At 35.1% G+C, this 16,672-nt stretch carries 18 protein-coding genes and 1 tRNA gene; 6 read left to right on the top strand and 13 right to left on the bottom strand.

What is annotated here, in order from left to right; genetic code table 11:
* Positions 1–16: 16 nt before the first annotated feature.
* Positions 17–1,282 (top strand): DUF2851 family protein, encoded by a 1,266-nt coding sequence (locus tag OA86_RS07500; RefSeq protein WP_039351182.1) that lies wholly within the window; start codon positions 17–19, stop codon positions 1,280–1,282.
* 92 nt (positions 1,283–1,374) lie between these two features.
* Positions 1,375–3,063, top strand: a complete 1,689-nt coding sequence (locus OA86_RS07495) for a putative transporter (RefSeq protein ID WP_052257438.1) — start codon at positions 1,375–1,377, stop codon at positions 3,061–3,063.
* Positions 3,064–3,111: 48 nt separating this feature from the next.
* Here OA86_RS07495 and yajC read toward each other — a convergent pair whose 3' ends face one another.
* From yajC to nusB, 3 genes are read right to left on the bottom strand one after another with little or no spacing between them, the layout of a single operon-like run.
* On the bottom strand, positions 3,112–3,441 hold the full coding sequence (gene yajC, locus OA86_RS07490) for a preprotein translocase subunit YajC (protein ID WP_039351179.1): 330 nt from the start codon (positions 3,439–3,441) through the stop codon (positions 3,112–3,114).
* Between the two features lie 14 nt (positions 3,442–3,455).
* Positions 3,456–3,983, bottom strand: a complete 528-nt coding sequence (locus OA86_RS07485) for a DUF1573 domain-containing protein (RefSeq protein ID WP_039351176.1) — start codon at positions 3,981–3,983, stop codon at positions 3,456–3,458.
* A gap of 10 nt (positions 3,984–3,993) precedes the next feature.
* Positions 3,994–4,899, bottom strand: a complete 906-nt coding sequence (gene nusB / locus OA86_RS07480) for a transcription antitermination factor NusB (protein WP_039351173.1) — start codon at positions 4,897–4,899, stop codon at positions 3,994–3,996.
* A gap of 159 nt (positions 4,900–5,058) precedes the next feature.
* On the opposite strand from nusB, the gene OA86_RS07475 reads away from it, so the two are divergent.
* From OA86_RS07475 to OA86_RS15980, 4 genes are all read left to right on the top strand, one after another.
* Positions 5,059–6,717: an ABC transporter ATP-binding protein gene (locus OA86_RS07475; protein WP_039351171.1), complete on the top strand. Its 1,659-nt coding sequence runs from the start codon at positions 5,059–5,061 to the stop codon at positions 6,715–6,717.
* 115 nt (positions 6,718–6,832) lie between these two features.
* A complete protein-coding gene (locus tag OA86_RS07470; RefSeq protein WP_039351168.1) occupies positions 6,833–7,168 on the top strand; it encodes a DUF3276 family protein in 336 nt (111 codons plus the stop codon).
* A 102-nt stretch (positions 7,169–7,270) separates the two neighbouring features.
* Complete coding sequence (locus OA86_RS07465) at positions 7,271–7,513, top strand: hypothetical protein (RefSeq protein WP_039351165.1); 243 nt, start codon at positions 7,271–7,273, stop codon at positions 7,511–7,513.
* Positions 7,510–7,644, top strand: a complete 135-nt coding sequence (locus OA86_RS15980) for a hypothetical protein (protein WP_260241772.1) — start codon at positions 7,510–7,512, stop codon at positions 7,642–7,644. The genes OA86_RS07465 and OA86_RS15980 overlap by 4 nt, the downstream gene beginning before the upstream one ends.
* 253 nt (positions 7,645–7,897) lie before the next feature.
* Here the strand turns inward: OA86_RS15980 and OA86_RS07455 are convergent.
* The 10 genes from OA86_RS07455 to porG form a co-directional block, all read right to left on the bottom strand.
* Positions 7,898–7,971, bottom strand: a tRNA-His gene (locus tag OA86_RS07455).
* A gap of 37 nt (positions 7,972–8,008) precedes the next feature.
* Positions 8,009–8,728 carry a bacillithiol biosynthesis deacetylase BshB1 gene (bshB1, locus tag OA86_RS07450; RefSeq protein WP_039351160.1) on the bottom strand — a complete coding sequence of 240 codons (720 nt, stop codon included), beginning with the start codon at positions 8,726–8,728 and terminating at the stop codon, positions 8,009–8,011.
* A gap of 293 nt (positions 8,729–9,021) precedes the next feature.
* A complete protein-coding gene (locus OA86_RS07445) occupies positions 9,022–9,699 on the bottom strand; it encodes a hypothetical protein (RefSeq protein ID WP_039351156.1) in 678 nt (225 codons plus the stop codon).
* Complete coding sequence (gene rfbD / locus OA86_RS07440; RefSeq protein WP_039351152.1) at positions 9,696–10,559, bottom strand: dTDP-4-dehydrorhamnose reductase; 864 nt, start codon at positions 10,557–10,559, stop codon at positions 9,696–9,698. Before rfbD ends, OA86_RS07445 begins: the two co-directional genes overlap by 4 nt.
* On the bottom strand, positions 10,556–11,047 hold the full coding sequence (locus OA86_RS07435) for an acyl-CoA thioesterase (RefSeq protein ID WP_039351150.1): 492 nt from the start codon (positions 11,045–11,047) through the stop codon (positions 10,556–10,558). Before OA86_RS07435 ends, rfbD begins: the two co-directional genes overlap by 4 nt.
* 62 nt (positions 11,048–11,109) lie before the next feature.
* On the bottom strand, positions 11,110–11,604 hold the full coding sequence (locus tag OA86_RS07430; RefSeq protein ID WP_039351148.1) for an OmpH/Skp family outer membrane protein: 495 nt from the start codon (positions 11,602–11,604) through the stop codon (positions 11,110–11,112).
* Between the two features lie 33 nt (positions 11,605–11,637).
* A complete protein-coding gene (locus OA86_RS07425; RefSeq protein ID WP_082017302.1) occupies positions 11,638–12,282 on the bottom strand; it encodes an OmpH/Skp family outer membrane protein in 645 nt (214 codons plus the stop codon).
* 11 nt (positions 12,283–12,293) lie between these two features.
* Positions 12,294–14,831: a BamA/OMP85 family outer membrane protein gene (locus OA86_RS07420; protein WP_039351146.1), complete on the bottom strand. Its 2,538-nt coding sequence runs from the start codon at positions 14,829–14,831 to the stop codon at positions 12,294–12,296.
* 23 nt (positions 14,832–14,854) lie between these two features.
* Positions 14,855–15,607, bottom strand: a complete 753-nt coding sequence (gene uppS / locus OA86_RS07415; protein WP_039351143.1) for an undecaprenyl pyrophosphate synthase — start codon at positions 15,605–15,607, stop codon at positions 14,855–14,857.
* A gap of 1 nt (position 15,608) precedes the next feature.
* Positions 15,609–16,526 (bottom strand): type IX secretion system protein PorG, encoded by a 918-nt coding sequence (gene porG / locus OA86_RS07410; RefSeq protein WP_246008033.1) that lies wholly within the window; start codon positions 16,524–16,526, stop codon positions 15,609–15,611.
* Positions 16,527–16,672: the final 146 nt, after the last annotated feature.

The raw sequence follows: 16,672 nt of genomic DNA, 5'->3' as shown, positions 1-16,672 counted from the left end.
TGAAGTATCATTTATTATGAACGAAAAGCTTCTTCAATATCTTTGGAATTTCAAGATTTTTAAAAGTTTTGATTTTAAAGATGTGCGAGGAAATGATCTGGAAATTCTTGATTTTGGTAAATGGAATTTCGATTCCGGACCGGATTTTTTATTTGGAAAGGTCAAAACCAACAATGTCGTTTTAGCAGGAAACATTGAGCTTCACGTAAAATCCTCCGATTATATCTTTCATCAGCATTCAGGCAATCCCGAATTTGAAAATCTAATCTTGCACGCTGTTTTTATTCAGGATGTTGAAGTTGAAGAATTGAATAACAAAGGAATTCCGACCCTTGAATTGAAAGATTATATCGATGAAACTTTACTTTGGAAATACGAATCTTTATTAAACGAAAATCAATTTATTCCGTGCTCTAATTTATTTGATGCTAAAAAAATTCCATTTTATTTTTGGGAAGAAACGCTATTGAAAAAATTAGATGAAAAATCCCTAGAAATTGAAGCCGCGTTAGTTCTCAACAAAAATAATTACGAAGCAGTGCTCTTTCAAAATTTAGCCTATTCTTTTGGCTTAAAGGTTAATTCACAAATTTTCCAGCAAATAGCGGAAAGTTTAGATTTTTCTATGGTGAATAAAATCAGGCAAAATCAGACGCAGTTAGAAGCTTTATTTTATGGAATGAGCAATTGGCTTGAAAATCCACAAGAAGAGCAAACCAAAATCTGGAAACGCGAATTTGATTTCCTAAAAGTAAAATATAATATTAATGAAGTTCGCTTTAATCCCAAATTTTCGAAACTTCGGCCGCCGAATTTCCCTACGGTTCGTCTTTCACAATTTGCTTCTTTGTATCATTTAAATCAAAATCTATTTTCAAAATTGATCTCAGCAAGAAATATTGGAGAGATCTATAAGATTTTTGAAAACGTAAAAGCAAGTGAATATTGGAATAATCGTTTTAATTTCGGAAAAATATCGCCTGTTGAAGGCGAAAAATTATTAACTAAAGATTTCGTTGACCTCATTTTAATCAATGCAATTCTTCCAGTGAAATATACCTATCACAAAAATTCTGAAGAAAATATCGCAGACGAAATATTAAATTTTTATCGAAACAATTCACCGGAAAAAAACATAATTATTGAAGGTTGGAAAGACTTAAAAGTAAAAGTTGAAAATGCCCTTGAAACTCAAGCATTACTTTATCATCACAAAAATTTCTGTGAGAAGAAGAAGTGTTTAGATTGCGGAATTGGATTTCAGTTGCTGAGAAATCGTTGACAAAATACCATTTAATCAATTCTGACAAACTTCATCACTATTTCCTCTCTTTTAGCCGTTATTAAAGCTAATTTTGTTGAAAATTAATAAAAATGTTTGATTGGTTAAAAGTTCTTCTTCTTCCAGTAGAAAATCCTACCGTTACGAATTCAATTGTCGCCATCATGCTGGCAATTTCGACCGGTATTTTTTTCGGAAGACTCAAGTTGGGCAAAATTACATTTGGTGTTTCTGCGGTGATGTTTACAGGATTAATTTTAGGACATTTCGGGTACCGAATTCAGCCAGGAATTTTAGACTTCATTAGAGATTTTGGTTTGATCCTTTTCGTTTATGGGATCGGTTTACAAGTTGGTCCATCTTTCTTTTCCTCCTTCAAAAATGATGGCTTGAAATTTAATATTTTAGCTGTTTCCACAGTACTTTTTGGGGGATTAGTTACTCTGATCCTTTTTAAGGTTACTGGTCTCAAAATTGAAGATCTAGTAGGAATAATGAGTGGTTCCGTAACGAACACTCCAGGTTTGGGAGCCGCAAAAAATACCATTGAAGAAATAAAAAACTCTTTCCCTGAGAAGACATTCGATGATCCAACAATTGGTTACGCAATTACTTATCCGCTCGGAGTTTTCGGGATTATTGGCACTATTATTCTCTCTAAAATTTTATTAAAAATCGATCCGGATGAAGAGATGAAAAAATTCCGGAAATCAAAAATCGACAGTGAATTGCCTTTAGTTCACAAAAAAATGCGCGTTACGAATGCAGAATTTTTCGGGAAAACACTGCATCAGATCCTGAAAGAATTTGGTCGTGAAATTGTAATCTCCCGACTAAAACATAGTGGAAGTGTTGTAGTGAAATCACCGACTTTAGATCACGAATTGCGAGACCGCGATGTCTTGATGATTGTTGGCTTAGAAAAAGATTTGGATGAGTTTATCAGCATACTGGGTAGAGAATCAAAAGATCTTTTCATTGAATCTGATACTGACCTTCACAAAAAAAACATTTTCGTTACCAAATCTTCGGTACTTCATAAAACACTTTCGCAACTCGATCTCTTTAATACTTATGATCTGAAAGTTACCCGCGTATTTCGTGCAGGAAGAGAAATTTTACCACGACCATCTTTAGAATTATTTTATGGTGATAAATTGAGAGTCATCGGTTCGAAGGAAGCGATTGAAGAAGTAGAAAAAATCATCGGAAACTCCGAGAAAAAATTATTAGAACCAGATTTCCTTTCTCTGTTCGGAGGTTTACTTTTAGGCGTAATTTTAGGATCAATTCCTATCATGATCCCAAGTTTACCGGTTCCGATAAAACTGGGATTCGCAGCTGGACCTTTGATCGTGGCACTTCTAATTTCGAGATATGGCGGAATATCATTTATCCATTCCTACATTAATAACGGCGCAATTTACTTTATGAAAGATTTTGGGATTTGCCTCTTTTTTGCGGCCGTTGGAATTCACGCAGGTGACGGTTTCTACGAAAACTTTGTAAAATATAATGGCTGGAACTGGTTGCTTTTCGGTTCCGCAATAACCTTTATTCCTTTAATAACCATGGTGATTGTAGGACGATTTATAATGAAAATAAATTATCTGCAGTTGGTTGGAATTATGAGCGGAAGTTATACCGATCCTGCTGCATTATCGTTCAGTACGAACTATCTAGATTCCGATATTCCGATTCAAAGTTATGCGCAGGTTTATCCTTTGGTAACGATCTTCAGGATCTTTGTTGCGAGTTTGTTAATTTTAATTTTTAGCTAAAAAAAGCAACCGTAATTGGTTGCTTTTAAAATATATCCTAAAAAAATATTATTTTTTATCGTCAGTAGCTGCATCTGGAAATCTCTGCTGTGTGAAATCTCTGGAGATGGCTGCTTTTTCGAATTTCAACTTTCCGGAAAGGGTTTCAATGATGATCCCATCTTCTAGAATTTGAGCGATTCTTCCGTGCATTCCAGAAGTGGTTACTATTCTGCTACCCACTTTTAATTCAGACTGGAAGTTTTTTTCCTGCTTCGATTTTTTCATTTGTGGGCGGATCATCAGAAAATAAAATCCAACGAACATTAAGCCCATCATCAGCATTGTCGGCATCAAAGAGCTTTCCGGCGCTGCTGCTTGTAAAAATATTGCTATCATTATTATTGTTTAAATTATTTAGGTTGAATATCTGCTGAAAATGTAATTACCATCGGCGATTTTTCTACGTTTGCGAAAACTTCAGCTTGCTTTTGAACCAATCCGTCGAAATTAGAAGAGTCAAATTTCAAAGTGATTTTTCCTTTTTTTCCTGGCATAATAGGATCTTTCGTGTAATCAGGAACAGTACAACCACAACCTGGCTTTACCTGAGAAATGATCAAAGGATTTTTTCCGGTATTGGTGATTTCGTAAGTATGTTCTTTGTGATCTCCTTTTTTGATCTTTCCGAATTCAAAACTTGATTCTGAAAGCGCAACGGATGTTAAAGGTTTAGACGATGCTTCTTTAGCTTGATCATTTGCAGTAACAAGTGTCGCATCTGAAGTTGGAGCTGCGGTTGCGGTCGCTGTTGCAGTTGAATCAGGCGCTGTCACTGTAGTTTCTTCGTTCACAACCAACTGATCTGCAGACTGGTCTTTTTTACAAGCCACTAAACTTAAAGCAGCAACTAACGGCACTATTTTAATTAAATTTTTCATAAATTCTGTATTAATTTCTGTTTATATCTTTCGTGTATTTATCTAAGATCCCATTGATAAAAATATTGGAACGGTCGGTAGAAAAAACTTTTGAAATCTCAATGTATTCATTAATAATAACTCTTCCCGGTGTTAAAGGGAAATACTCGATTTCTGAAATCGCTGCGATCAAGATAATTTTATCGAGCAGTGATATACGGTCCAGATCCCAGTTATCCAGCATTGATCCGATCTTTTTTTCAGTTTCTTCAAAATGGTTTAAAGACTCTTTTAATAATCGGCGTGCAAATTCACGATCGTCTTCATCTTTGATCATTCTAATTAAAGTGTGACTTGGTTCATCTTCTTTCAGGAAACCAATCGTTTTTTGCATCATCGAATTGGCGATGTGAAAATCATCGGCCCAACTCATTTCTTTTTCTTCCAGATGATCATGAAAATCATCGTTCTCAGCAATATATCTTAAAAATAATTTCCCGATAAATTTTTGATCTTCTACAAAAGAATAGCCTTCTTCTTTCATAAAATCCTGATACCTTTTTCCGGCAGTCATTCTCTGGAAAGTCTTTACCAGTAATTCATCGTTAATATCCCATTTCAATTCCTGATGTTTTGAAGTAAAAGAAAGACGTTCTGTATTTTCTTCTAATTTCAACAGGATTTGATTATTGATAAACTTTTGATTTGGATTTACATTCTCCTCGGTTTTGATGTATTTATTCTTACCGATTTCCATTTGTTTTTCTGCTAAAGCTTTCAAAGCCACGAGAAAATTAAGTTGGTAAATGTAAAGATGATAGATTTTTTCGATTTCAGAGAACATATTTTTCTCTATAATATCGAATTTAATGGGGTTTTGACAGTAAGAATACAACGATTCTACTACCTTTTCGCGGATTTGTCTTCTTCCTAACATTTCAAAGAACTTTTTGTGGGTGCAAAGATAGCTTTTTTTTAGAAATGAGTTCTGTTTTGAGTATTCTGAATCGATAAAAAAAACCAAATCAAATTTCAATTTATTACTTTTGCATCTTATTAATGCAGGACGAAATAAGCTGAAAACCGTAAGAAAATTATGAACTCACTAAAAACGCTGAATTCCTATTTTTGGAAACATAGAATTTTATTATTTTATGGATTCTTCTTTATTATAGCCAGTAATTTTTTCAATATTTTTAAGGTTCAATTTGTAGGGAAATCAGTCGATGAAATTTCCAGAACAACCAGTCTGGGCTTTAATAAACAGGTTTTAATTTATGTTGGAATCATTGTTGGTTCCTCTTTGCTAACAGGTTTTTTCACCTTTATGATGCGACAAACCATCATCGTCGCTTCCCGCAGAATCGAATACGAATTAAAAAACAAAATTTACAGCCATTACCAGGATCTATCGCTAACCGATTTCAAAAAAACGACGATCGGAGATTTGATGAACCGTTTGAGTGAAGACGTTGTTGCAGTAAGAATGTATCTCGGTCCCGGTGTTATGTACGTTGCAAATCTTATAATATTACTCATAATTACCTGTGTTTATATGTTGAGGACCGATGTTACGATGACGGTTTGGTCACTTTTACCTTTACCCATACTTTCCTTTGGAATTTATAAGGTGAGTTCGATCATCAATAAGAAATCGAAAATAATGCAGAAAAGCCAGTCTGCAATTTCCACTTTTGTACAGGACAGTTTTTCAGGAATTCGTGTGGTCAAATTTTTTGCGAAAGAAAAATATATCGAAAATAATTACGGCACCAAAGTAAAAGATTATCAGGATAAAGCTTTGGATCTGGCGAAAACTGAAGCTTACTTCTTTACCATTATTTTATTTGTTATCGGAATGCTGAACGTTGTTATTCTGCTGATTGGTGGACAAAAATACATGAGTAACGAACTTTCGGTAGGGAAAATCGCTGATTTCTTTCTCTATATTAATATTCTAATTTTTCCTTTTTCCATGCTCGGTTGGGTAACTTCAGTAAATCAAAGAGCCGCTGCATCGATGTCGAGAATAAATGAGTTTTTGGATATGAAAACTGATATCATTAATACGAATCACGAAAATTATAAAATCAAAGGAGATATTGAATTTCGGAATGTTTCCTATGTTTATCCGAACACTGGAATTAAAGCATTGGATAATCTCAGTTTTAAGATCGAAGCCGGCAAATCTCTCGCAATCATGGGGAAAACCGGAAGTGGGAAATCGACCATCGCGCTTTTGCTTTGTCGGTTAATTGATCCAACAGAAGGTGAAATCCTAATCGATGGTAAAAATTTGAAAGAACACAATTTGGTCAACTACCGAAAATTCATAGGATATATTCCGCAGGAAAGTTTCCTTTTTTCGGATACGATTGAAAATAACATTGGTTTTGCGATTGATAAACCTTCGCTAAAACTGGTTGAGGAATTTGCTAGAAAAGCAGACGTTCATAAAAATATTGTAGAATTCAAAGACCGGTATAAAACCATGGTTGGAGAAAGAGGCGTGATGCTTTCGGGTGGTCAGAAACAGAGAATTTGTATAGCAAGAGCTTTAATTAAAGAACCGAAAATTCTTATTTTCGATGATTCACTCTCCGCTTTGGATACAGAAACGGAAGAAAATATCCTTCAAAACATAGAAAACGAAATTCAGAAAAGCAGTTCAATCATCATTACGCACCGGGAAAGTAGTGCAAAACGCGCGGATAAAATATTGAATCTCACTAAAATAGAAAATTCTGAATCTTAATAAATGCACATTTATTATCGATAATTCAATTTTATTAGCCAAAACGTAAAAATAAATTTTGCAATTAAAAGAAATCTTTTATATTTGTTAAACAAGATTTCAAAAAATAGTAAAAATGAGTGATTACAAGGAGCGCAACGAAAATGAAATTTTCACGAAGGTGTTAAAGGCAGGAAGAAGGACTTATTTCTTTGACGTGCGCGAAACAAAAGCAGGAGATTACTATCTAACCATTACCGAAAGTAAAAAACACTTTGGTGATAATGGAGAAGCCAGTTTCGAAAAACATAAGATCTATCTGTATAAAGAAGATTTCAAAAGTTTTGAAGAAATGTTTAAAGAATCGACCGATTTTATACTCAACGAAAAAGGCGAAGATGTAATTTCTGAAAAACACGATAAAGATTATAAATCGAAATCTTTCACAATAGAGTCTGACGACGAAGTATAAAGAAAATATAAAGCACTCAATTGGGTGCTTTTTTTTATTGAATATTTCGCAGTTATTAATGATAAAAAATTTGCTAACTTTGAAAATGCAAAGAATAAAGTAATGGAAACCACACTCGATATTAAAAAAAGAATCCACACGTTTATTGACCATGCAGATGAGCGGATGCTTCGTATTATCAACGCAATTATCACAAATGAGGAATTTGAAGAGGAAGGAAAATCTATAGTACCAGAATCTTTTTATGACGAAATAGATGAACGCAAGATGCGTCATTTAAGGGGCGAGTCTAAATCTTATGATTGGGAAGAGGTTAAAGACAGAACAAGAGGCGCTATAAAATGATTTACGAATTAGAAATTAAAGAAGAAACTGATGAAGAAATTATTGATGCTTATCTTTATTACGAAAGGAAACAAGTCGGACTAGGAGAAAAATTCTTACTACAATTGGAAATCTATTTTAAAAAAATTTGAAGTAATCCTAAACATTTTGAAGTTAAGACCAAGAATTATCGAGAAGCTTATCTTATAAATTTCCTTATTTGATTATTTTTGAAATCGAAGAAATGAAAATCATTGTTTACTCAGTTTTCAACACTTCAAAAAATCCAATAAAAAAGCCACGATAAAAACTTTGATAATTACGACGTCATTATCTTTTAAAAAATCTCTAAATAACTCCTGGACATAAAAAAAACGCATTGAAAATCAATACGTTTTAATTTTGGGTGGATGATGGGTCTCGAACCCACGACCTTCGGTACCACAAACCGACGTTCTAACCAACTGAACTACAACCACCGTTTTCAGAAGTGCAAATATAAGATTTTCTCTAAAATTAACAAACTATTCCGTCGAAATTTTTGAATGCCAGCAATTTTTCTGTCGTAAAGCCTTCTGCAAAATCTACTCCTGAGAGTCTGCCCAAATCCTGAGCTCTGTAAGTCAGGCTTTCCAGGAAATCTTTGGTCGCGATCGGCGTTATTGGTTCTTTCGAATTGGGATCGTAAAATTGAGTTTTATAGGCAAGACACGCTTCAATTTTTTTCTCCATAAAATCGGAGATATCGAAAACAAAATCGGGAGTGATGTTTTTCCATTGAATGTAATGGAAAACCTGTTTCGCCCGCCAAGTTTTCTGGTTTTGTCCCTCGGAAACCGTTTCTATTTTTACTAATCCTGACAGGAAACACGCATCTGAAACTAATTTTGCAGCTTTTGCATGATCCGGATGTCGATCATCAATTGCATTGGCGAAAATAATTTCAGGTTGATATTTGCGGATCATTTTTACGATCTGCATTTGATGTTCTTCAGTGTTCAGAAGGAAACCATCTTTCATTTTGAGATTTTCACGTGCAGAAATTCCTAATATTTTGGAGGCCTCTGCAGCTTCTTCTGCTCTGGTAAAATTTGTTCCGCGTGTTCCGAGTTCACCTTGTGTAAGATCGACTACGGCAACGGTTTTTCCTTCGCTGATCAGTTTGGCGATTGTGCCGCCACAACCGAGTTCTATATCATCGGGATGAGCACCGATTGCTAAAATATCTACTTTCATAATTCAAAGATACGAAATTGAGTGTTTTATATTGGTTTTTGGCGCGAGCGAAGCGAGCGCGAAAAAGTCTTTTTATGATTTTTGTTACGGATACAAATTCTCTTCTTGTCAAACAAGTATATTGTCACCGAAATAATCTTTGGAAGAAGAGGAAATCTCGATTCTAGCCCCGATTGGAGCATTTGTTTGAGCTCTTTTTGGAATTGCCAATTATTTGGCGATCCCAAAAAAGCGAGTGCGGAAAGCGGGAAATAAATTGGAAATAGAAAATACTCTTTTTGCTCCTACATCAATTACTTAAATTCTTCATAGATCGTGGTAAGAAACTGACCATAAGACTGTTCTAACCGAGTGATATCACCAGATTTCACATTAACTCCCGCAGTTCCGTAAGGATTTGAATTTACAGAGAAGGCAGAAAACTGGAAATATTGTATCGGTTGATTTTCCTGACCTGCAAGTTTGATGGTCGAACCTAAAAGTTTCTTCGTAGAAATAGTGATGATCTCGCCTGCAGACAACGTTTTTTTGATATAAGTTCGGGGCTGAAAAACGATATTATCTTTATTGACAGCGATCGACTGTTTTTTATAAGGAGACGCGATGAGATAAATAATATTGTCTTCTTTGGGGAAAGTATTTGCCGGAACATAATAAAGATTGAGGCGATAATGCGCATAATCGAATTTCTGAATCGAGCCGTCAACGGTTTCAAAAGGTTGGTAAGAAAAAGCATTTGCACCGATTTCTTTGGCTTTTTTGTAGATCATCCCAAATACTTTCACATCATCATCGGAAAAACCCTGAACTTCGAGTTCACCTAAATATTCGGAAGTTACTTTCTCGGGATCTATTTTATAAAGAATCTTATCAGAGTTGGTGTTTGATTTCAGGACTTTGTTTAGAATTACCGTTTGCCCAAAAAACATTTGAGCAAAAAATAAGATGGATAGATAGATTAATTTCTTCATGCTTTCTGTAAAATTTCGATACATTCTTCAAGGGAATTTTCCCAGTATTTTGGTTCTATTTTGTAAACTTCTTCTATTTTATCTAAAGACATTGTGCTTCGTTTCGGGCGTTTTGCAGGTGTCGGAAATTCCTCAGTTGTAATGGCTTTCAGTTTAATTTCTGAGCCTGAAAATTCTGCAATTTTTTGGGCGAAACCAAACCAGGTTGTTTCCGGATAATTTGAAAAATGGAAGATCCCGTAGGTTTTGGATTCTTTTTCAATAATGGTCATCACTGCTTCTGCCAGATCATTCGCATTGGTTGGCTGACCAAATTGATCGGCTACAATTCCCATTTCTTCTTTCACAGAAAATAAGTGCAGCATGGTTTTCACAAAATTCTTATTGAATTCTGAATACAGCCAGGAAGTTCGCAGAATAATTGTTTTTGGTTGAAGGTCGAGTGCTAACTCTTCACCTTTTCTTTTAGACGCTCCATAAACTCCTTGCGGATTGGTAAAATCGTCTTCTGAATAAGAAATGTTCGTTTCTCCATCAAAAACATAATCGGTCGAAATATGAATGAAAATGGTGTTGTGCTCTGCACAGGCTTCTGCAAGATTTGCAACTCCTTCTGCGTTTACAGCATAAGATTTTTCAGGTTCAGTTTCTGCTAAATCAACTGCTGTATAAGCAGAAGCGTTAATACAAAAATCTGGTTTGAAGTCGTAAAAATAATCTGAAACCTGATCTCTGTTGGTAATATCTAGAGTGTCTGAATCTGTAAATTCAAATTCAAAACGATCATCATGATCGGTTGCCAATTTTCTGAAACAATTACCGAGTTGACCGTTCCCGCCAATGATTAGTATTTTCTTCATAATTTCTGTGCTGCTTTGTTTTGTTTTCTAAAGTAAGAAACCCTGCTTTGAAAATCTTTCTCTTCTAAATTAATCAAAAACTTTCGGAAGAGCTCTTTGGTTTCTTCTGGTTGTGAAACAGATGCGCGCGTTTTCATATCAAAATAAATCACGGTGAGCCACAGAATACTGTGAATCACTTTTCCATCTTCACTTTTCATCAGAATTTCTACTTTTGACAGTCGGTCTCCAAGGTCTATTGTTTTGCTGGAAATGAGGACTTTAGCATTATAACGCACCTCTTTTAAGTAGGCGATCTCATTTTGTACCGTAATCCAAGTACAGCCGGTTCTGCGCGTATATTCTTCGTAGGTGAAACCATAACCGCTTTCTACATGATCTTCTCTTGCATTGAGCATATACTCAAGATATTTCACATTATTGAGATGACCGATTGGGTCGCAGTCGCTGAATCTTACTTTTACTTCGCTTGATATTTCTTGTTCCATTTTACAAAATTAAAAAAACCATCCCGAATAGTCGAGATGGTTTTGTTTATTAAAATTATATCTTAAAGACCTAATTCTTTTTTCACTAATGGAGTTGCATCTGGACCGCTTTTGTAAATCAAAGCAGTTGAATCAATAATGAATTCAAATCCGCTTGCTTTAGCAACTTTGTTCACAGCACCATTTAATTTTTCGATGATCGGTTTAACCGCAGCATCTCTTCTTTGTGCTAAATCTGCTTGAGCAGTTTGCTGAAGTGCTTGTAAATTTTGTTGTTTTTTCTGCAATTCACCTTCTTTCGCTTGTCTTTGAGCTTCTGTCATTTTAGCTCCATCTGCTTGATATTGTTGAACTTCTTTTTGAAAAGCTTCTGCTTGTTTGTTCAGTTCATCACCTTTGGATTTGCTAAAAGTATCTAGATCAGATGTCATTTTTTTGGTTTCCGGCATTGAAGCTAAAATTGCTTCATAATCGATAGAGGCAACTTTTTGAGCATTTGCAACACCTACGGTTACAAACATCATTACTGCTGCAAATAATACACTTAATTTTTTCATAACTAGGGATAAATAATTTATTGTTTTTAAATTTTATTTTACTTTTCTTGCTTCTGTATTCTGCAATTTTGCAGCACCATCTTCACTCTTCATCTTCGCTTTTATTTCTCTTGCTTCTTCAGAGACTTTACTAGATCTGTTCGGTGATTCTGTCTTTTTACTTCCAGAATTTTTCAGCAGCAAATCTAATACTTTATCTGTATAATCATATCTTTTTTCGAGAAAAATTACACTGATGTTATTGCTTTTATCAAGAATGATGCCTAAGGTGTTTTTCTCTGATACGGTCTTGATTGCGTTCCAGATTTGATCCTGAAATGGTTTGGTCAAATTTGATCTTGCATTATTAATTTCACCCATTGATCCGAAACGATTGTTGATCATGGTTTTAATTTTTTTATCTAGATCATCAACTTCTTTTTGTCTTTGTTTTAGCTGATCACCAACCAAAAGAACTCTTTCATTTTCCAACAGCAATTTTTTCTTATCAAACTCCGATTGAAGGGTTTGAATTTCTGTTTGCCAGTTAGCAATCTGAGAATTCAGACGGTCTTCTGCATCTTTATACTGCGGAAGTTTGCTTAAAATATAATTGGTATCTACAACTCCAATCTTTTGGGCACTTAATAAACCCGCAAACAGAATGAAGAGCGCTGAAAATAATTTAAACTTTTTCATTGTTATTATATTTATAATGACTGATTCATCAAGAAGTGTGTCTTCCAACCTGAAGGATCGTTACCCATCAATGTTTTATCGAATCCGTAAGCGAAATCAAATCCAATTAATCCGAAAGCTCCCATATAAACTCTAATTCCGACTCCGGCAGAACGTTTCAACTGGAATGGGTTATACGTTCCGAAAGAATTCCACGCGTTTCCTCCTTCTAAGAAAGTAAGCGCATAAATTTTTGCCGTTTGATTCATGGAGATTGGATATCTTAATTCCAAAGCAAATCGGTTATAAACGGTAGCACCTCCATAAGGCGTTACATCAGCAGCTTCACCACCTGTGGATGAAGAATTCTCATAACCTCTCAAAGGAACCAATTCCCGTCCGTCATATCTTCCACCAATAAGTCCTGTTCCTCCTACATAAAATCGCTCGAAAGGTGGCGCACCTAGTTCTTTGTTATAGCCATCAAGAAAGCCCATTTCAGCGGTGCTTCTAAGAACCATCTTGCCAACAACCGTATTGTAAATATCGGCTTTTAATTTAACTTTATAAAACTCTAACAATTTGTATTTTTCTACCGGTGTGATGGTTGAATAATCCTTTTTGTTAAAGAGAGAATAAGGCGGCGTAAATTTTACAGAAGCTTCAATGTTTGAACCTTGCGTTGGGAAAATAGGATCTAATCCTGCAGAATTTCTGCTTAAACCTACATTGAAACTAAAATTTTTCGCAGAACCATTATATTCTGTCGTATTTCCGAACTGGAAAGGATAATTGTTGAAGTCATAGCTTTGGTACTGAATCCCTGTGTAAAGAGAGAAATAATCATCGGGCCATCTCAACAATCTGTTTAAACCTGCACTCGCAGAGAAAATATTTAATTTTTGAGTTGCCCCAAATTGATCCGAATATCTTACTAATGATTGGTTTAAACTTACAGATAGTGCGGTTGGTTTTTTCCCAAACAACCACGGCTCTGTAAATGAAATCCCATAATTCTGAAAATATTGCCCTGCTTGAGCCTGAACGGAAAGCGTTTGACCATCACCTTGTGGTACTGGTTTGAAATCTTTCAGTTTCAAGAAATTTCTAAGGGAAAAGTTATTGAAAGTCAGTCCTAAAGTTCCAATGAATGAACCACCACCGTAACCTGCCTGAAGCTGAACCTGCGACGATCCTTTTTCAACCAAAGTCCAGTGTACATCTACCGTATTATCTTGTGGGTTTGGCGTAATCTGTTGTCCAACCTGTTGTGGGTCAAAAAACTGCATTCCGGCCAGATCAAAATAAGTTCTTTTGATATCGCTTTTTGCAAATAAACTTCCAGGTTTTGTTCTTAAAGAACGCAGGATAACGTGGTCATGAGTAGTAGTATTTCCACTCCATGTTACTCTGTTCCAGGTTGCTTTTTCGCCTTCATTAATTCTAATTTCTACATTAATGGAGTCTCCTTTCACCGATTTTTCAATTGGTGTTACACTAGAGAAAAGATATCCATTATTCATATAAATGGATTTCAAATCGGAATCATCTTCTTTACCACCGTCTTCTCCAACTTTTTTGTTGAATCCTACTGCATCGTAAATATCACCCGTTTTGTAGCCAAGAATTTTTTGTAAATAATCTGTAGAGAAAGCAGTGTTTCCTAAGAAATTAATGTCACCGATATAATATTTTTTTCCCTCGCTTAATTTTACGTTGATTTCATAATCATTTTTAGGATTTCTCCAAACAGAATCTGAAACGATCTTAGCATCACGGAAACCCAATGAACGGTAATAATTAACGAGGTTTACTTTGTCATCATCATATTTATCTTCAATAAATTTCGATGGTTTTAAAATTCCCTGAATTCCAAATCTCCTTTGTTTTGTGTCTTTGAAGGCTTTTTTTCGAAGTTTTGAATCAGAAACACTTGTATTTCCTTCAAATTCGATGTGGCTGATTTTTACTTTTTTACCTTTCTCAACATTAATGGTCCAGTCTACCAAATTAGGATCCTGTGCATTCACTTTATCCTGAATGGTAACTTTGGCATCGGCAAAACCTTTCTTCACATATTCTTTCGGAATATTAGTTTTCAGGGTAGAAATTAGATTCTGGGTAATTTTTGTGCCTGGTTTTAAGCCGTTGTCTTTAGCAAGCTTTTCGCTTTTAGATTTTCCGATCCCTTTTCCGGTAAATTTCACGACACCCAGATCTTTCAGATCCTGAAGATTAAAACGCAAAATGATCTGATCACCTTCAATACTTTGAATGTACACTTCAACTTCTGAGAAAGACTGTGTTTCCCAAAGTTTTTTGATGGCGTTGCTTATTTTTTGTCCCGGGATTTCTACGCTTTCATTTTTATTAAGACCTGTAAATCTTAAGATCTGAGCGGGGGTGTATTTTTTTACACCATCTACAACAATGTCTTTTAGAATATAAGTTCCAGCTTCGTTTTGAGCATGAACAGGATTTTTTTCCGGGGTATTCTGTTCCGGGGTAATCTGACCATAGAAATGTGCCGAAGCCACAAACATGATGATGGGTAAGAATTTAAACTTCATTTTTTATCTTGCTAACTTTCTTTTTATATATTTTCGTCGAGCTGTTCACTTGTTTTGCCGAATCTTCTTTCTTTGTTCTGATAATCATAAATACACTTAAAAAAATCTTCTTTACCGAAGTCTGGCCACAGAATTTCTAGAAACTGTAATTCTGCATAGGCGATCTGCCACAACAGAAAATTACTTATTCTTACTTCGCCACTTGTTCTGATGAGCAGATCTACTGGTGGAAAATCTTTGGTATATAGATGGTTTTCGAAAACTTTCTCGGTGATTTCTTCTTCGGTTAGTTCACCAGATTTCACTTTTGCGCTAATTTGTTTTACGGCATTTAAAATTTCATTTTGAGAGCCATAACTCAATGCTAGAATCAAATTCCCGCGCTTATTATCTTTGGTAATTTCTACGAGACGCAACATTTGGTCTCTTACCAATTCGGGTAATTTATCTATATCTCCGATGACATGCATTCTTAACCCTTTAGAAAAAATTTCTTCTGCTTCTAAAAGTAAAGTTTCAGAAATAAGACTCATCAAAGTGCTTACTTCGTCATTCGGACGGTTCCAGTTTTCTGAGGAAAAGGTGTAAAGAGTGAGGTAAGGAATACTAATTTCATTACAGGCATTTACAACTTCCCGCACTGCTTTGATGGCGTTTTTGTGGCCAAAAGTGCGTTCTTCACCACGGGATTTTGCCCATCTTCCATTTCCATCCATGATGATGGCAACATGTTGTGGAAGCTGATCCAAATTTAATTTATCTTTTATCGACTGCATTTTACTGTTCACAATAACAAGGTGGTCTTCCGAATGAGTAAGTAAGTCCTATAGAAACTGTATTTACCCAATCTTTCGAATTGATATTTCCGATCTGGCGATTTTTTAAAAATGCTTCAGCTCTTGCATCTGCAATTTCTTTATAAGGACTTTCCTGTAAAAGTGATTTTGAAGTTCCAACTACCACTATATCTTTATTATAAGTTTGTTTTACACTTTTTTCATCGATAACGCTATAGTCGATAGAGTCTGAAAAAGTGGGTCTAAACATAAATTCCCCAAAAAGTGCCCAATTGTAATTAAATTTATATTTTAATCCAACTCCAAATGGGATCGCCATTGTAAATTGCTGTCCCGAAGTATAAGTAGGAGTTGTTGAAAAATCATCATTGGTCACTGGTCTTATCGCGTTACCACCGGGATCTCTTTTAAAATCATTTTCCAGCGTAACCTTCGTGTCATTCGCAAGCAAAGCTCCAACTCCTCCAAAAATGTACGGACTCAAAAGGCTTTTCTGCTCATTATTTACGGGAAAGAAATTGTATTCAAAAATCAAATCTGCTTCATAAATCGAATTAGTTCCCGAAAGTTTACGGTATCGCCGGTAATTTTCTTTAGCCAGGGCATCTATAAACTGCACATTGCTATACCCAATATTCAAACGCACCGTTTGGTAAGGGTTGAAATTCATTCGGTATAAAACTCCGGCATATAACGGAACTCCATAATCTGAAATTTTATTGAGCACAGGTTGCTGTAGAATATAATTGGTTCTCCCAATATCGCCTACCAAATTGCTCATCCCCAACTGCACCCCTACTTCGTGGCGTTGTCCTTTGTAGGAAACCGAAATAAAAAGGATCGCGATAATGGAATAAATAATTTTCTTTTGCATGGATGACTTGACGACTATTTTCATAAATAATTTTGCAAATATAAAACAATTTTAGTTTAAGGAAATTCTTAATTTTTAGTTAAATACCCTCAAAAAAGCATAATTTTTTGAATTAAAAACGATAATTAAATGTTTTTATGATTTCACTAAAATAAAACCCTCCGTTGTGA

Source organism: Kaistella jeonii (assembly GCF_000812865.1).
GTDB lineage: Bacteria > Bacteroidota > Bacteroidia > Flavobacteriales > Weeksellaceae > Kaistella > Kaistella jeonii.
This window is presented reverse-complemented; position numbering and strand designations above follow the sequence as displayed.

Coding starts and splice junctions, on each gene's coding strand:
- OA86_RS07500 (WP_039351182.1), top strand. CDS start 17: ATGAACGAAAAGCTTCTTCAATATCTTTGGAATTTCAAGATTTTTAAA.
- OA86_RS07495 (WP_052257438.1), top strand. CDS start 1,375: ATGTTTGATTGGTTAAAAGTTCTTCTTCTTCCAGTAGAAAATCCTACC.
- yajC (WP_039351179.1), bottom strand. CDS start 3,441: ATGATAGCAATATTTTTACAAGCAGCAGCGCCGGAAAGCTCTTTGATG.
- OA86_RS07485 (WP_039351176.1), bottom strand. CDS start 3,983: ATGAAAAATTTAATTAAAATAGTGCCGTTAGTTGCTGCTTTAAGTTTA.
- nusB (WP_039351173.1), bottom strand. CDS start 4,899: ATGTTAGGAAGAAGACAAATCCGCGAAAAGGTAGTAGAATCGTTGTAT.
- OA86_RS07475 (WP_039351171.1), top strand. CDS start 5,059: ATGAACTCACTAAAAACGCTGAATTCCTATTTTTGGAAACATAGAATT.
- OA86_RS07470 (WP_039351168.1), top strand. CDS start 6,833: ATGAGTGATTACAAGGAGCGCAACGAAAATGAAATTTTCACGAAGGTG.
- OA86_RS07465 (WP_039351165.1), top strand. CDS start 7,271: ATGGAAACCACACTCGATATTAAAAAAAGAATCCACACGTTTATTGAC.
- OA86_RS15980 (WP_260241772.1), top strand. CDS start 7,510: ATGATTTACGAATTAGAAATTAAAGAAGAAACTGATGAAGAAATTATT.
- bshB1 (WP_039351160.1), bottom strand. CDS start 8,728: ATGAAAGTAGATATTTTAGCAATCGGTGCTCATCCCGATGATATAGAA.
- OA86_RS07445 (WP_039351156.1), bottom strand. CDS start 9,699: ATGAAGAAATTAATCTATCTATCCATCTTATTTTTTGCTCAAATGTTT.
- rfbD (WP_039351152.1), bottom strand. CDS start 10,559: ATGAAGAAAATACTAATCATTGGCGGGAACGGTCAACTCGGTAATTGT.
- OA86_RS07435 (WP_039351150.1), bottom strand. CDS start 11,047: ATGGAACAAGAAATATCAAGCGAAGTAAAAGTAAGATTCAGCGACTGC.
- OA86_RS07430 (WP_039351148.1), bottom strand. CDS start 11,604: ATGAAAAAATTAAGTGTATTATTTGCAGCAGTAATGATGTTTGTAACC.
- OA86_RS07425 (WP_082017302.1), bottom strand. CDS start 12,282: ATGAAAAAGTTTAAATTATTTTCAGCGCTCTTCATTCTGTTTGCGGGT.
- OA86_RS07420 (WP_039351146.1), bottom strand. CDS start 14,831: ATGAAGTTTAAATTCTTACCCATCATCATGTTTGTGGCTTCGGCACAT.
- uppS (WP_039351143.1), bottom strand. CDS start 15,607: ATGCAGTCGATAAAAGATAAATTAAATTTGGATCAGCTTCCACAACAT.
- porG (WP_246008033.1), bottom strand. CDS start 16,526: ATGAAAATAGTCGTCAAGTCATCCATGCAAAAGAAAATTATTTATTCC.